Source organism: uncultured Sulfitobacter sp. (assembly GCF_947502895.1).
GTDB lineage: Bacteria > Pseudomonadota > Alphaproteobacteria > Rhodobacterales > Rhodobacteraceae > Sulfitobacter.
Genome location: NZ_CANNBM010000003.1, coordinates 168234 through 184569 on the forward strand (window position 1 = coordinate 168234; position 16336 = coordinate 184569).

13 protein-coding genes and 1 tRNA gene are annotated in these 16336 nt (G+C 58.0%); 7 read left to right on the forward strand and 7 right to left on the reverse strand.

Going from position 1 to position 16336, the window contains the following annotated elements; genetic code table 11:
- Positions 1–42: 42 nt before the first annotated feature.
- The 5 genes from Q0903_RS13870 to pdxH all read right to left on the reverse strand — a co-directional run bounded on the left by Q0903_RS13870 (position 43) and on the right by pdxH (position 6370).
- Positions 43–3699, reverse strand: coding sequence for a vitamin B12-dependent ribonucleotide reductase (locus Q0903_RS13870; RefSeq protein ID WP_299416407.1), 3657 nt, complete (start codon positions 3697–3699; stop codon positions 43–45).
- 757 nt (positions 3700–4456) lie between these two features.
- Positions 4457–4533 (reverse strand) — tRNA-Pro (locus Q0903_RS13875).
- Between the two features lie 134 nt (positions 4534–4667).
- Positions 4668–5174, reverse strand: coding sequence for a DUF192 domain-containing protein (locus Q0903_RS13880; RefSeq protein WP_299416410.1), 507 nt, complete (start codon positions 5172–5174; stop codon positions 4668–4670).
- Complete coding sequence (locus Q0903_RS13885; RefSeq protein WP_299416787.1) at positions 5129–5674, reverse strand: cold-shock protein; 546 nt, start codon at positions 5672–5674, stop codon at positions 5129–5131. Before Q0903_RS13885 ends, Q0903_RS13880 begins: the two co-directional genes overlap by 46 nt.
- Before the next feature lie 90 nt (positions 5675–5764).
- Positions 5765–6370, reverse strand: a complete 606-nt coding sequence (gene pdxH / locus Q0903_RS13890; protein WP_299416412.1) for a pyridoxamine 5'-phosphate oxidase — start codon at positions 6368–6370, stop codon at positions 5765–5767.
- A gap of 229 nt (positions 6371–6599) precedes the next feature.
- Between pdxH and fabI the strand changes: the two genes are divergently transcribed.
- The 6 genes from fabI to trpE all read left to right on the forward strand — a co-directional run bounded on the left by fabI (position 6600) and on the right by trpE (position 13260).
- Positions 6600–7406 carry an enoyl-ACP reductase FabI gene (gene fabI / locus Q0903_RS13895; protein ID WP_299023644.1) on the forward strand — a complete coding sequence of 269 codons (807 nt, stop codon included), beginning with the start codon at positions 6600–6602 and terminating at the stop codon, positions 7404–7406.
- 24 nt (positions 7407–7430) lie between these two features.
- Positions 7431–8033, forward strand: a complete 603-nt coding sequence (locus Q0903_RS13900; RefSeq protein ID WP_299416415.1) for a LysE family translocator — start codon at positions 7431–7433, stop codon at positions 8031–8033.
- 5 nt (positions 8034–8038) lie between these two features.
- Positions 8039–8572 (forward strand): xanthine phosphoribosyltransferase, encoded by a 534-nt coding sequence (gene gpt, locus Q0903_RS13905; RefSeq protein ID WP_299023646.1) that lies wholly within the window; start codon positions 8039–8041, stop codon positions 8570–8572.
- Positions 8573–8641: 69 nt separating this feature from the next.
- Positions 8642–9826 (forward strand): aminotransferase, encoded by a 1185-nt coding sequence (locus Q0903_RS13910; protein ID WP_299416418.1) that lies wholly within the window; start codon positions 8642–8644, stop codon positions 9824–9826.
- A gap of 66 nt (positions 9827–9892) precedes the next feature.
- Positions 9893–11734, forward strand: a complete 1842-nt coding sequence (locus Q0903_RS13915) for a peptidylprolyl isomerase (protein ID WP_299416421.1) — start codon at positions 9893–9895, stop codon at positions 11732–11734.
- Positions 11735–11748: 14 nt separating this feature from the next.
- On the forward strand, positions 11749–13260 hold the full coding sequence (trpE, locus tag Q0903_RS13920) for an anthranilate synthase component I (protein WP_299416424.1): 1512 nt from the start codon (positions 11749–11751) through the stop codon (positions 13258–13260).
- Positions 13261–13270: 10 nt separating this feature from the next.
- On the opposite strand, the gene Q0903_RS13925 is transcribed toward trpE, so the two are convergent.
- Positions 13271–13849 carry a TetR/AcrR family transcriptional regulator gene (locus Q0903_RS13925; protein ID WP_299416426.1) on the reverse strand — a complete coding sequence of 193 codons (579 nt, stop codon included), beginning with the start codon at positions 13847–13849 and terminating at the stop codon, positions 13271–13273.
- A gap of 89 nt (positions 13850–13938) precedes the next feature.
- Between Q0903_RS13925 and Q0903_RS13930 the strand changes: the two genes are divergently transcribed.
- The gene (locus tag Q0903_RS13930; RefSeq protein ID WP_299416428.1) at positions 13939–14442 is read left to right on the forward strand and encodes an anthrone oxygenase family protein; all 504 of its coding nucleotides are present in this window, start codon (positions 13939–13941) and stop codon (positions 14440–14442) included.
- On the opposite strand, the gene Q0903_RS13935 is transcribed toward Q0903_RS13930, so the two are convergent.
- A complete protein-coding gene (locus tag Q0903_RS13935) occupies positions 14443–16218 on the reverse strand; it encodes a divergent polysaccharide deacetylase family protein (RefSeq protein WP_299416431.1) in 1776 nt (591 codons plus the stop codon).
- Between the last annotated feature and the right edge of the window lie 118 nt (positions 16219–16336).

Sequence of the window (16336 nt, forward strand, 5' to 3'; positions counted from 1 at the left end):
CCCATATCAAATGAGGCGCCGAAGCGCCCCATTCTCTTTCGATTAGCTACAGCCCGATGTGCCGCCGCATGTATTGCACTTCATGCAGGTGCCATTACGCACCAGCGTGTAGTTGCCGCACTCGCCGCAGGCCTCACCTTCATAGCCCTGCATTTTGGCTTTGGTACGCGCGTCCATTGACATGGAGCCCGACGTAATCGCCGTCGTGCTGGTAGACGTTGCAACTGCTGTCGCAACACCGCCATCCCCTTGCGGCATCACCGCTGTCAGCGCATCCATCGCTGCCGATTGACCGCCTTGCAGCACCGTCAGGTTTTGCGGCACGCGGTTGCGCAGATAACCGGGCGATGTGATCTGGCGCAACACTTCAAGCGACTTGGACGCGGCACTTTCCGAGACATCCGTGACATTCGCCACGCCCTCTTCCTCGCCACGGCCCAGCGTGTCGAATGTCGCACCTTGCGGCTGTACATGGGCCAGATCGGTGCGGTCCAGATAGCTGACCGCCAGTTCGCGGAAGATATAATCAAGGATCGAGGTCGCCGACTTAATGCTATCGTTGCCCTGCACCATGCCAGCAGGCTCGAACTTGGTGAAGGTGAAGGCATCGACGAACTCTTCCAGCGGCACGCCATATTGCAGACCCACGGAGACGGCGATGGCAAAGTTGTTCATCATGGCGCGGAAGCCCGCACCTTCTTTGTGCATGTCGATGAAAATCTCGCCAAGCGAGCCGTCCTGATATTCACCCGTGCGCAGGTAAACCTTGTGTCCACCCACGTTCGCTTTCTGGGTATAGCCCTTGCGGCGCTGTGGCATCTTCTCGCGGTGCGATTTGATGATTTCCTTGACGATTACCTTCTCAACGATCTTCTCGGCCAGTACAGTCGCTTTCTCGTGGATGGTGCCACTTTCCAGCACTTCTGCTGCATCGTCATCATCCTCGACCAAGGCTGCTGCCAAAGGCTGCGACAGTTTAGAACCATCACGGTAGAGCGCATTGGCCTTCACACCCAACGACCAGCTCAGTTCATACGCTTTCTGGCAGTCCTCGATGGTCGCGTCATTCGGCATGTTGATCGTTTTGGAAATCGCACCCGAGATGAACGACTGCGCCGCAGCCATCATGTAGATGTGGCTGTTGACGGACAAATAACGCTTGCCCTTCTTGCCGCAGGGGTTGGCGCAATCGAAGATGTTGTAGTGCTCTTCCTTGAGGTGCGGCGCACCTTCCAGCGTCATGGTGCCGCAAACGTGGTCGTTGGCCGCGTCGACATCAGCCTTTGAGAAACCAAGCGACTTCAGCAGGTCGAACGTCGGGTCATTCAGCTTTTCCCGCGGGATGCCAAGGACTTGGGTGCAGAACTCCTCGCCCAGTGTCCACTGGTTGAACACAAAGCGGATGTCGAAGGCAGAGGCCAGCGCGCCATCTACTTTGGCCAGCTCGTTGGGACCAAAGCCATGGCCCATCAGCGTGGTATGGTTGATGCCTGGTGCGTTGCCGATGCTGGCGTGGCCTACGGCATAGCTGACGATCTCTTCGATCTGGGCAGAGCCATAGCCCAGCTTCTCAAGGGCGGCTGGCACGGATTGGTTGATGATCTTGAAATATCCACCACCAGCAAGCTTTTTGAACTTCACCAATGCGAAGTCAGGCTCGATCCCTGTGGTGTCACAATCCATAACCAGACCGATTGTACCTGTAGGTGCGATGACGGAAACCTGCGCGTTGCGGTAGCCGTGCTGCTCGCCCAGTGCCAGTGCCTCGTCCCATGTGGATTTGGCGACCTCGACCAGACCTGTCTGCGGGCAATTGGCGTGATCCAGCGCCAGCGGCTTTACGCTAAGCGCCTCATAGCCGTCACTGTTGCCGTGTGCCGCATTGCGGTGATTGCGGATGACCCGCAGCATGTGTTCTGCGTTCTTCGCATAGCCGGGGAATGCACCCAGTTCCGATGCGATCTCGGCAGAGGTGGCGTAAGACACACCCGTCATGATCGCAGTCAGCGCACCACACAGCGCGCGACCTTCGTCACTGTCATAGCTATACCCCATATTCATGAGCAGACCGCCGATGTTGGCATAGCCCAGACCCAGCGTGCGGAAGTCATATGAGCGCTGCGCGATCTCTTTGGACGGGAACTGCGCCATCATCACCGAGATTTCGAGCGTAACAGTCCACAACCGCGAGGCATGCATGTAGTCCTCTACCTGAAACACACCGTCGTTCAGGAAGGTCAGCAGGTTCATCGACGCAAGGTTACAGGCCGTATCGTCGAGGAACATATACTCAGAACACGGGTTGGAGCCGCGAATGGCACCGTCTTCGGGGCAAGTGTGCCAGTCATTGACGGTGTCGTGGTACTGGATGCCCGGATCGGCACAGGCCCACGCAGCATGGCCGACTTGGTCCCACAAATCACGGGCACGGACGGTTTTGGCCACTTTGCCTGTAGTGCGGTCCAGCAGTTCCCAGTCAGCGTCTTTTTCTACTGCTGTAAGGAAACCGTTGGTCACGCGGATAGAGTTGTTGGAGTTTTGGCCAGAAACGGAATTATACGCCTCAGAGTCCCAATCAGTGTCGTAGGTCGGGAATTCGATGCTGGTATGGCCCTGCTTTGCATAGTCCAGCACACGCTTGACGTATGTCTCGGGAATCATCACCTTCTTGGCCGCGCGGATCGCGTCCTTCAGCTGCTCGTTCTTGGTTGGGTCGTAAGCGTCTGCTTCCAGACCGTCCCAGCCTGCGATGGCTTTGAAAATCAGGTTCAGCTTCTGCTCGTGCATTTTGGAGCCCGCAACGATGCTCGCAACCTTCTGCTCTTCGAGCACCTTCCAGTTGATGAACTCTTCGATATCAGGGTGGTCCGCATCAACGATGACCATCTTCGCCGCGCGACGCGTCGTGCCGCCCGATTTAATCGCACCCGCTGCGCGATCGCCGATTTTCAGGAAACCCATGAGGCCAGAGGACTTGCCACCACCTGACAGCTTCTCACCAGCGCCGCGCAGGGAGGAAAAGTTGGTGCCTGTGCCTGAGCCGTATTTGAACAGACGCGCTTCACGCACCCACAAGTCCATGATGCCACCATCGCCAACAAGGTCGTCTGCAACAGACTGAATGAAGCACGCATGTGGCTGGGGATGCTCATAGCTTGATGTGGAGCGGGTCAATTCTCCCGTCTTGTAATCTACATAGTAGTGGCCCTGTGCCGGACCGTCGATGCCGTAGGCCCAGTGCAGGCCTGTGTTAAACCACTGGGGAGAGTTCGGCGCTGCGCGCTGGGAGGCCAGCATGTGGCGCATCTCGTCGTAGTAGCTGCGCGCATCTTCTTCAGAGGTGAAATATCCACCCTTCCAGCCCCAATACGCCCAAGCGCCCGCCAAACGGTCAAAGACCTGCTTTGACGACGTCTCACCGCCCATTTCGGCCCCCTCAGCGGGGACAGAGCGCCACAAGAACTCTGGCACGCACTTTTCTTTGACGCGCTTGAGCTTCGATGGCACGCCCGCTTTGCGGAAATACTTCTGCGCGATGACGTCAGAGGCCACTTGGCTCCATGACTTTGGCACTTCGACGTTGTCGAGATGAAAGACGACTGATCCGTCAGGGTTACGAATTTCGGACACCGTGGTCACAAAATCCAGATCCGCGTAAGCGTCTTTTCCTTGAGTAGTGAAGTTCCGTTCAATTTTCATCGCGCTGCCCCATATCCAGCTGTCTCATTTTCAGACGCAACATACGCCCATCTCAATCGCTACGCTGCAAAGCCAGCCGATGCTGCGGCCGTTGGTGTTACCCCCCGGACGTGCAAAAATAACCGTCATGTAAGACCGTTTGCCTGTACTCTGCTGCACGAACCGCCATTCGAGCGTTAAACCACTACATGTTGTGGCGTGATCGTCAGCCCGCACAATCTGGCGTATATTGGCATATCAGGTCAACGGAATTTTTACCTTTGATCGGACAGAAAGCGGGTTGACGAAGGCTTGGCTCGGAATGGATTTCGGCTGCATCTGATTCAGTCTCATTAATGCACACGTTTCTGTGAACCTCCCCCACGCGACTGGCCGCGTAAAAACTACGGTTTTTGGCTGGTTTAGCCGAAGTCGCCCAAACAACAGGCTGTACGGACCAGAATTCTGGGGACAGAAAATTAACTCTTTTCGACGGGTGAAAAAAAATGGGGATAACCCGCCGATCCCTTAAGACGGGGGATTTTCGCCACAGTGTTAGCGTGCCCAATACACCACAGGTAGTGGCAGAGTGCCGCAGGAATGGGCAACCTGACACAAGATATAGGGACACAAGCCCGCAACAAACGAAATCAGAGGTTGAATTGATTCTGTATCACCACGCGGTTTCAACGCCGCAAACAATACCAGAGCCTTCAAACATCTTGTGGCCCTTCTGCTACTGCAGAAAGGCCAAACAAGAGATTGGGATTTTTTAGAATGGTCGGGGCGAGATGATTCGAACATCCGACCCCCTGTACCCAAAACAGGTGCGCTACCAGGCTGCGCCACGCCCCGACTGCCGCTTACTTAGCGAAGCCTATCGGGATTGAAAAGCAAAAATAGACCCTGTCCGGTCATCTATTTTCAATGCGGGCTTTTACAGCGGTTTCATCACGCCTACCCCACCCCCAGAGCGACCAGATTTGCCCCTACGAGCAGGCCCAAGGGTTCTCGATGCTGGTAAAGGACGGATGGCGCAAAACGTCGCCTACCTGAATCCCGAGCCGCCGCGCCAGCCCCCCGTTGATTTCCAGCACTCCCGTCAGCTTTATATCCCCTGGCGAGATGACTGTTTCGTCCAACGGTTGCGCGCGATGATGGATATGGCGGATCACGCCAAAACGATCGACAAACAGCATGTCCAACTCGATCAGCGTATTGCGCATCCAGAATGCCATCTGCTGTGGCGCGTCATAGACAAACAGCATGCCCTTGCTCAACGGCATCTGCGGGACGTGCATCAGCCCTTGGGCGCGCGTCGAATCGTCCGCAGCCAGATCAATGTTAAAGGCCGCCTTGCCAAACCCGCCTGTAATCGTGACGCGGTCCATCGGACAAGCCCTAAGCGGCGTCTTGGCCATTGCGGGCAGCGCCACACACCCCGCCGCGATTACTCCGCCGAGCAGCCGCCGTCTGGTAAGAGAACTGTTTCCCAAGCTTGCACCTCTGCGGCCATCCGACCTCGTTTACCGTCAATCACACGCAATGCGATCGCTTCGCCTGGCGCCAAATCCGACAGACCCGACTGACGCAACACATCCATATGTACGAAAACATCTTCGCTGCTGCCAAAGACATTGGCAAACCCGAATCCCTTTGCCTTGTCGAACCATTTGATCCGTGCAGCAACCAAAGGAGTGGCAGCAATCTGGTCGCCATCCAGATCTACAATATCTGTTAAAGTAGGCTGGAGCCCTTTGGGTGGCTGGATCGCAAGCACTTCGGAGGCCTGCACACCGCGATCGGTCTTCTGCGCAAGCATCTCTACCCGCGCACCATCGGCGATAGAGCTTTGTCCAAAATTCCGCAGAACATTCACGTGTAGTAGAATATCCGCGCCGCCTTCATCTGCTATTACAAAACCAAACCCTTTAACCGGGTCAAACCATTTAACCGTGCCACTCACAGATTGAGGCGAAGACGCGTTCTCACTCATTTGTGTCATATCGGTTTCGCTGTCTTTCAAATCAACTCGTCTAAAAATGGGCGCGCCACCCTAAAACGGGTGAAACGCACTAAATCATCATCAAGGGTTCAGTTGGACAATACTCCAAGGCGCGCCAACGGCTTCGCGCCTCCACTGGTATCTGTTGTGCAGCCGCGCATCCCCATCGCCCCAGAATTCAAGCTCTAGAGGGGTCAGGCGAAAGCCGCCCCAGAAAGGTGGACGCGGAGGATCATCCCCGTATTTTTCAGTAACATCAGCCAATGCCTGCTCCAGTACCGCGCGGCTTTCCAACGGTTTGGACTGGTCAGATGCCCATGCACCCAAACGGCTCTTGAGAGAGCGCGACGCATAATACGCGTCTGCTTTGGGTCCGTCTTCGCGGGTGATAAGACCCCGCGCGCGCACCTGACGGCGCAGGCTTTTCCAATGGATAACAAACGCAGCCTTGCCCGCCTGCTCCAGCTCTTGTGCCTTTGCGCTGCCGTAGTTGGTATAAAAGACAAATGATCCGTCTTCGATGTCTTTTAACAAAACGACACGCACATTTGGCATACCATCGAAATCTACTGTCGCAAGCGACATGGCATTGGGGTCGTTAAGCTCGCCCTCTTGGGCAGCACCAAGCCATTCACGCGTCAGCGCAAAAGGATCATCGCCTGCAAAAATTCCAGACCGCTGGGTCATCAGCCGCTCCCTGTTCCAACATGCAGTCTTTAAGAGTTTAAACTCAAAGGCAACAAAACTGTAGACTAACGGCGCAACTCACAAAATGGTTACACAGCTCTTAACCACACAATTCTACCATAGCGTCAGTCAGTGCAACCATAAATACGTTATACCCCTCCGTCACTTGATGGGCGGCAGCCAATCGCGTAGAGGACATGTTAATCGTGTATGAACGGAGTTTATGGCCATGTCGAATAATCTGATGGCGGGCAAGCGGGGGCTGATCATGGGATTGGCCAACGATAAATCAATCGCCTGGGGCATTGCCAAACAGCTTGCCGACGCAGGGGCCGAGCTGGCCTTTTCTTATCAAGGGGATGCGCTCAAGAAACGTGTTGATCCGCTGGCCGCGCAACTGGGCTCGGATCTGGTTTTGCCTTGTGACGTGGGCGATGAGGCGTCTATTGATGCGCTGTTCGAAGGCCTCGCTGCGCGCTGGGACAGTCTCGACTTCATCGTACATGCTATCGGCTTTTCCGACAAAAACGAATTGCGCGGCAGATATGTAGACACCAGCCGCGCCAATTTTGCGTTGTCGATGGATATTTCTGTCTATTCATTCACTGCTGTCGTGCAACGCGCAGAAAAGATGATGACGAACGGTGGCTCGTGCCTCACGCTGACGTATTATGGCGCAGAAAAAGTCATGCCACATTATAATGTAATGGGTGTGGCCAAAGCGGCACTCGAGGCGTCTGTGCAATATCTTGCCGAAGATTTGGGCAAGGATGGTATTCGCGTAAACGCAATTTCCGCAGGTCCGATCAAAACACTGGCCGCCTCGGGCATCGGTGATTTCCGCTACATCATGAAATGGAACGAATATAATTCGCCGCTGCGCCGGAATGTCACGATTGACGAGGTCGGCAAATCCGCGCTGTATTTGCTGTCCGATCTGGGCTCCGGAACAACGGGCGAGAACCTGCATGTCGATGCAGGCTATCACGTCGTTGGCATGAAAGCGGTCGATGCGCCTGACATGGCCAAAGGCTAATTCAACCACAGGCGGGACACGGTAATGACGATCGAGCATATTTTGGCCTTCAACGCCGTTCTTATTGTTTCGATCCTTAGCCCCGGTGCGGCATTTTTAATGGCTGTGCGCAGTTCGGTTTCCAATGGCCGCCGCGCAGGTATCGCGACGGGTTTCGGCCTCGGGGTAATGGCAAGCCTTTGGACACTGGCCGCGCTTCTGGGGATGGACGCGCTTTTTGCGCTGTTTCCATGGGCTTTTGCAGCACTAAAAATAGGCGGGGCCGCCTATCTGATTTATCTGGCGGTCAAGACATGGCGCGGTGCAACAGCAACACTGGGCGACGCGCCCAAAGCGCAGGGGCGTGCGTTTTTCGACGGCTTTCTGGTCAATCTCGGGAACCCTAAATCAGTCCTCTTCGCCGCTGCTGTGCTGGTGGTTGTATTCCCCCCCGACCTCACCGCCGCTCAGATCATCTTTATCACGCTCAACCACCTCATTCTCGAAATTCTGTTCTATACGGCCTGTGCCTATATCCTCACAGCGCCTGTCGCGCGCCAACGATATTTGCGCGCCAAACCCCTGATTGACCGCGCTGCCGCCCTGCTGCTGGGAAGCCTTGGTCTGAAACTTCTGCTGCAAAGGTAATCCCTATGTCCCAAAACACCCCCACAAGCCGCCTGCCCCATGAAAAAGGTTTTCACATCAGCTGGGATCAGATTCACCGCGACAGCCGCGCGCTTGCTTGGCGTCTGGACGGCAAAGGTCCGGATGACGGCGCATGGCGCGCTGTGGTGGCAATCACCCGTGGCGGCATGGCCCCCGCCATGATCGTCGCCCGCGAACTGGACATCCGCACAGTCGATACAATCTCGGTAGTGTCCTATCACTCGGGCGGCGGCAAAGCGGACCAGCGGCGCGAGGCCCGCGTGCTAAAATCCCCCGATGCAGAGATGATGGGCGACGGCACTGGTATCCTCGTAGTGGATGATCTGGTCGACAGCGGTAAAACGCTGGAACTGGTGCGCAAACTCTACCCGAACGCCCATTTCGCCACTGTCTATGCCAAACCCGCGGGCGAGCCGATGGTCGATACCTTCATCACTGGCGTATCGCAAGACACATGGATTTTCTTCCCATGGGACATGGCCCTGCAGTATGTCGAACCCTATCGCGGCAAGGACTGACCCCGACACCGCTTCTTTATTTTTCCCTTAAACTCACTCCCGCACTTTCAGCCCACACGGACGCCCGCCATGACGCACCCCCGCACAGCCACCACCTTTCCCCCGCCAGTGATGGAGGCGCGGCGCTGGCTGGACGGGGTGACGTTCACACCCGAACGCCCATTGATCAACGTCAGCCAAGCCGCACCCGTAGAGCCGCCACACCCCGACCTGCGGCGCGCTATGGCAACTTGTGTGCTGGAGAACGATGCCGCCCATCTCTATGGTCCGGTTCTGGGTCTGCCCGATTTGCGCAGCGCCTTGGCGCAGCGGACCATCAATATCTATGGAGGCGCTGTAGAGGCTGAACAGACAGCAATCACGTCAGGCTGCAATCAAGCCTTCGCAGCGGCCATTTCCACTTTGTGCGGCGAAGGTGACGAAGTCATCATACCAGTCCCGTGGTATTTCAATCACAAGATGTGGCTGGACATGGCGGGCGCCGTCGCGATGCCGCTGGCATGTGAGGGCGACATGATGCCTGATCCTTGGGACATCGCCAAAAAGATCACGCCGCGCACCCGCGCGATTGTGCTGGTCACCCCCAACAATCCAACTGGCATCGAATACCCCGATGATTTGATCACCGCGATCTATGACATTGCAAAATCGCGCGGCATTGCCCTGATCCTCGACGAGACATACCGCGATTTTCACGCCAGCACCGATGTCCCTCATAGCTTGTTCAAACGCCCTGACTGGCAGGATACGCTGATCCACCTTTATTCCTTTTCCAAGGCCTACCGCCTGACAGGCCACCGCATCGGCGCAATGCTCGCCTCGCCCGCGCGACTGGCCGAGGCAGAGAAATTCCTCGATACGGTTGCAATCTGCCCCAGCCAGATCGGCCAGCATGCCGCCCTTTGGGGTATGCAGAACCTTGACCAGTGGCTCGCAGGGGAGCGTGATGAAATCCTCAGCCGCCGCGCAGCCATAACCCGAAACATGCCTCATCTGACCCAACAGGGCTGGCAGCTTCTGGGCTTGGGCGGATATTTCGCCTATCTTCAGCACCCATTTGCGCTCAGCAGCGCAGAGCTTGCCCCGCTCATGGTACGCGAGGCGGCCATTCTGTGCCTGCCCGGCACGATGTTCTATCCCGAGGGCGACCCCAAAGGAGCCACGCAGCTGCGCATCGCATTTGCCAATCTGGACGCAAACGGCATCGCAACCCTTGTGGAGCGTCTGGCAGCCCTTGATCTGCCCCGCAGATAGCAGCCCCTTGCCCCTGTGCGGAACAGCCCTTAGACAGTCGCAAACGCTATTGACGGGGACCGCATCATGGCATCGAAATCGAGCATTGGCAAAACAGCCACCTGGGGCCTGATGGGCCTTCTGTTTCTGGGTTTGGGCGGCTTTGGCGCGGTCAATCTCAGCGGCAACATCCGGACCATTGGCACAGTCGGGGACAAGTCGATTGCAGTCGATACCTATGCGCGGCAGGTCCAGAATGAATTGAATGCGATCGCACGTCAGACTGGCCGCCCGATGCCCTTTGCACAAGCGCAGGAACTGGGGCTCGACCGTGCCGTATTACAACGCATCATGCGCGACCGCGCACTGGATCACGAGGCCACGGAAATGGGGCTGTCCGTTGGCGACGAATTGCTGCGGGAGCGTATTTTGCAAATCCCCGCATTTCAGGGCATCGACGGTCAGTTTGACCGCGACGGATACGCCCAGTCGCTTCGCTCTGCCGGTCTGAACGAGGGGGAGTTCGAGACCAGCCTGCGTGAGGAATCCGCACGCCAGCTTTTGCAGGGCGCTGTGGTGAGCGGCGTGGAAATGCCGGCCGCCTATTCCGAGACACTGGTGGCCTATGTCAGTGAAGAACGTGATTTCACGTGGGTCTTGCTGGATGAAACCACGCTGGAGACGCCACTGGGTGAGCCGGACACGGCGGCCCTGCGCGCCTATTTTGACGAAAACGCCGACACCTTCGTTCTGCCCGCCACCAAAAAGATCACTTACGTCTGGCTGAACCCCACCGATATCATCGATCAGGTTGATCTACCCGAAGAAGAGCTGCGCGCCGAATATGAAGCCCGCTCCGAGCAGTATAATCAGCCCGAGCGGCGGCTGGTTGAGCGTCTGGTCTTTGCCGATCAAGCCAGTGCCGATCAGGCAGCCGCTGCTTTGGAAGTAGGTGGGACGACATTCGAAGCATTGGTGCAAGAGCGCGGCCTTGACCTGTCTGACATCGACATGGGCGACGTAGCCCAGCCCGCTCTGGGTGCCGCAGGAGAAGCCGTCTTTGCTGCCGAAGTCGGCGCTGTGGCAGGCCCCGCACCCAGCGATCTGGGCCCTGCCCTGTTTCGCGTGAACGCCGTGTTGCCAGCCCAGAACATCACGTTTGAGCAGGCCGAGCCTGAACTGCGCGATGTCCTTGCCGCTGACCGTGCAATCCGCATCGTAGAGGCGCAGGCAGAAGATTTTGATGACCGCCTTGCAGGCGGTGCCACATTGGAAGAACTGGCGCAGGAAACCGACATGGTGTTGGGCCAGATCGACTGGACCATGGACAGCAGCGATGACATTGCCGCCTACGAGGGCTTTCGCAGTATCGCAGCCACGGTCAACGATGGCGATTTCCCCAGAATCGAGCAGCTGGAGGACGGCGGGATTTTCGCCCTGCGTCTGGACGAGGCGCTGCCCGAGCGCCCCGCCACATTCGAGGATGTCACTGACGAAATCGCCACCCGCTGGCGCGATGACCAGATCGTAAGCCAGCTCCGCGCCCGCGCAGAAGATGCAAAGACCCAGGCCGAGGCAGGCACAACCCTGCCAGAACTGGGCCTGACCGCACGCGAAGAGACAAACCAGACGCGCAATGCCTTTATCGCACGCACGCCTGCCGGCTTTATGTCCACTGTGTTCGAGATGGAGCCGGGGCAGATCGAGATCTTGGAAGGCACGGATACCGTGGTTCTTGTCCGCCTCGACGCGGTAAACCCAGCAAGTGATACCGAACAGGCACAAGCGCTTGTCGCACAGTTGCGCGATCAGCAAAACGAGGCTTTGGCCCGTGGTCTGTTCGAGATTTTTGCTGACGATACCCTGCTGCGTGCAGGGCAAAACATTGATCAACGCGCCCTGAACGCCGTGCACGTCAACTTCCAATAGGACAGAGCATTTAAATGGCACTTACCCCTGAATTTGACGCCTTCGCCGCACAATATGATGCGGGCCAGCATCAGGTGGTTTATACCCGCTTGGCCGCTGATCTGGATACCCCGGTATCACTGATGCTCAAGCTGGGGGGGGCTGCCGAAAACGCCTTCATGCTCGAATCCGTCACAGGCGGCGAAGTGCGGGGACGCTATAGCATCATCGGAATGAAGCCTGATCTGATCTGGCGCTGTCGTGGGACCACATCCGAGGTGAATCGCGCCGCGCGCTATGATCCCGATGCTTATACCTCTATCGAGGGCGATCCTCTGGATGCCCTGCGTGCCCTCATCGCGGAAAGCAAGATTGACCTCCCCGCAGATCTGCCCCAGTCGGCTGCTGGCCTGTTTGGCTATCTGGGCTACGACATGATCCGTCTGGTAGAGCGGTTGCCCCACATCAACCCCGACCCGCTGGGCCTGCCCGATGCCGTGATGCTGCGCCCCTCGGTTGTGGCGGTGCTGGACGGCGTGAAAGGCGAAGTGACCGTGGTATCACCTGCTTGGGTCGCCGAAGGGCAGTCGGCCCGCGCTGCTTATGCGCAAGCTGCCGAGCGTGTGATGGATGCTGTACGCGATCTGGAGCGCGCACCTGCTGGCACATCTCGTGATCTGGGCCGCGCAGCACCTGCCCCCGATCCAGTCAGTAATTTCACGCGTGAGGCCTATAAGGCCGCGGTGTCCAAAGCACAGGAATACATCAAAGCGGGCGACATCTTTCAGGTGGTGCCAAGCCAACGCTGGGCGCAAGAGTTCCGCCAGCCCCCGTTCTCGCTCTATCGGTCGTTACGGCGCACCAATCCTTCGCCCTTTATGTTCTATTTTAATTTCGGCGGGTTTCATGTGGTCGGGGCCAGCCCCGAAATCCTGGTGCGTGTGTTCGGACAGGAAATCACGATCCGCCCCATTGCAGGGACGCGCCCGCGTGGCAAAACCCCAGAGGAAGACCGCGCGCTGGAGGCCGATCTGATGGCCGACCCAAAAGAGCTGGCCGAACACCTGATGCTGTTTGATCTGGGCCGCAATGATGTGGGCCGCGTGGCCAAAATCGGCACTGTGCGCCCTACCGAGGAATTCATCGTCGAGCGGTACAGCCACGTCATGCACATCGTCTCAAACGTCGTGGGTGAACTGCGCGACGATTGCGATGCGCTGGATGCGTTCTTTGCCGGTATGCCCGCAGGTACGGTATCAGGCGCGCCCAAGGTCCGCGCAATGGAGATTATCGACGAGCTGGAACCCGAAAAGCGCGGCATCTACGGTGGCGGGGTCGGCTATTTCAGCGCTGGCGGCGATATGGACATGTGCATCGCCCTGCGCACAGCCGTGGTGAAGGATGAGACCCTGTATATACAGGCAGGCGGCGGCGTTGTCTATGACAGCGACCCCGAGGCAGAATATATGGAAACCGTCCACAAATCCGGCGCGATCCGCCGCGCCGCCGAGGATGCAGCGCGCTTTGACGGATCAGGCAACACCTGAGCCTTCACGTTCAGGCGTCGTTTATCATCAACGTGAGAACACGCTGCGCCTGTGCACAACGCTGCTTTATCAGGTCTGCGCTTGGCACATTCATCACGCCAATCACGCGCCTGATCTGCTGGTCTCCGATCAGCTGGGCCATGTAAATCTCTACCGCTTCCCTGTCCGCACCCGCGCGCTCCAATAGCTGGCTGATCATGGGCAGCACCGTATCGCGCCCCCCTGCCGCAATAGCGCGTCCTAACCCACCCGTTGGATCCGCAGCCGCCACCCGGTTGAGCAATATCGCACGCTCCCCCAGCAGCATTTCCAATAACATCGGGGCCACCCTCTCCAGCGTTTGCAGGGGCGGCGCATCAGTCTTCAGGGCCTGTGTCAGCGCTGTCTGCGTTGCAGCGGCGTTGTCAGCCACCATCGCTGTAAATAACCCCTGCTTGTCCCCGTACCACCGATATAGCGTTTCATTCGATGCTTTGGCGGCCTTTGCGATGCTGAGCATCGACGTCCCCTCATACCCGTGCTGCGCCAACAGCTGATATGCGGCGTCGGTAATCGCAATATGGCGGGCCTGTTTTTTATCACTGCGCACGAAATACCTCATCTCTCCTTGCAAATTATCGTACACATCGTTACGGATATTATAAAGGCGTAATTACATGTACGGATTGGAGCCACCGCATGCCCACATATTTCACGAAAGCGATGATGATATTCTCACTGCTGCTCAGCGCAGCTATTTTTGGTTTTTTCTATGCATGGGTCTGTTCGACCATGTGGGGGCTGGATGCGGCAGACCCCCGCGTTGCCATCGCCGCGATGCAAGCAATGAACGCCTCTGTGCGCAACGCGGTTTTTGCGCCGGCCTTCTTTGGCACCCCCCTTGCGCTGCTTATCACCGCCGCACTTCTATGGTCACAGAATATACGGCGCAGTGCCGCGCTGTTTGGCGCAGGTGGTGTTGTCTACTTCGCCTTCGGTATGGTGCTGACGATAGCTGTGAACGTCCCCATGAACGAGGCATTGGGCGCGCTGGACGTCCCCCAGGATATCGCCGAAGCGCGTGACATCTGGCTGGCCTATTCGCCCGACTGGCAGATCTGGAACATCACCCGAACGATCACATCGGGGCTTGCCTTCACACTTGCGCTGCTGGGTGTCTTTGCTTTGCCACGCAGCGCTTGATTATCGCTGATCAAGCAATACGGCTGACACCGGCGCAAGTGCAACCGAACCTGCACGGTCAGCCAGACCCCAGACCAGCAGCGCCTCGATCGTTTCAGGGCGCAAACGGCCCAGCATAATCACGCCACCTTCCTGACCCGCCTTGAACGCGGCCTGATCCAGAAAACGGCGGATGACACGGGCCTGCTGGCCCTGACTGTCAAAATCACGGAACACGGGCGCGGCTGGTACACCTTCCTTGACCGCCAGTTTAGGCATCGAGTTCAGGCCTTTGCTCTGTGTGACCAAACCATGTCCGCTGGCTTTCAGGATACCCGTGACCTGATCGGCCACCTCGCGGGAGCCTTGCAGCCCCTCGCCCGTCCCTTCCAAAATGCCGACAACCTCGGGCAAGCCGTTGAGCGCCACGCTGAGCGAGACTTCGGCATCCGAGGGGCGCGCACCGCTGGGCAAATCAACCATTGCCAGCACATCGAAACCTTCGGCGCGGTATCGCTCCATCCGTTCGGCGGCGTCCAGCAGACGCACATCAACAGCAAAGCTGACGGGATACGGAAAGCTGGTCAGTGCAGGTAGACCGATTGCCGCTGCATCAAGGTCAACGCCCGTGTCCATCAGAACAATGCTCATCAGCGGCTTGTCTTCAGGGTTCTCGAAAGGCTGTCCATAGCGAACGAGTGGCGAGGCATCGTCTACGTCCACACGCAGCTGAACGGGTGCTTCTGCGCTCTCCTGCCCTGCAGCGGGTGTGCTGCTCACAAGCGTATTTGCAGGTGTGCCTATCCGTGGTCGGCTGCTGGTTCCTATGGTCGCAATTGTCGTGCTTTGCGCATTTGGCGCGGGCAAAACGCGCGGTCTTGGCGCTGGGGCAGTCACGACAGGTGCTGTCTGGACGCTGCTGTCGGGCTCGGCACTGCTTTGCGTTTCTGCCTGCGCCTGTGTTTGTGCATCAGGCTGCGGCTCCGTTTGTATCGGGGTCTGGGCGTCGGCCTGCTGTTCTGGCGCTTGCGCTTGTTGCGGGGCCTGCTCTGTTTCCGGCGCGCTTGGCACAACCACGAATATCTCTTCACCCTCGGCAGGAGGTGGGGGCGGTAGTGCCGACTGCTCGGCGACAGCGCCGTCAAGGCTGTCATCAGGGATCATAGGTGCAAGCGCCTGCGGATTGGGCAAAACAGGCGCGTCATCTTCTACCCTTACAGCCACGCCTTCTGGCAGCGGCCGCGGCGTCGTCAAATCGCCCGCAGTGCCCGTCTGAGGCTGTGGCAAGGGTCTTGGCACTTGCGGCACGGCCTCGCCCTGCGCCACAGGCGCAAGCGGCGAGGGTCTGGGCGCAAGAGCTGCTGTTTCAACTGGCGGCGACGTGACGGGCGTCGAGGTAACAGCGGGCGCCGCATCTGTGTTGCCCACATCTGTGCCCACTTGCGGCGCGCGGGCCGCCGCGGCAGGTTCTTTCGGCAATTCTTCGCCAGCAGGCGCCCGTAACGTCACTTGCGGCTGTGCAACAACGCTACCTTGGGGGTTGGTCAAGGTGGCGCTGGCAGCCGGAGCGGACGGTTGCGCAGGGGCCACAGAAGGAGCCAAAGCACCTGCGACCTGCCCCGTTTCGGGCGCGCGCTGAGGCTCTATCGGGACAAGAATCGAGACGACCCCCGCCACGCCCACGCTGAACGCCGCACCCAAACCAATTCCGCTCAATATGCCACGTGCCATGCCTGCTGCACCCTCGTTTGTTGTCCTGCCAACGGCTTGCTCCGGCTCTTTAACGCCAGTTCCCATGCCGCATCCTGTGCGCCTCGTATATTATTTGTGCAGCGGCCAGCCCCTTGACGATTGCGCCCAAGCCTGACCATCTACACAGACTATCTATACACCCTGCGCGTGCGCCTTCTCTAGT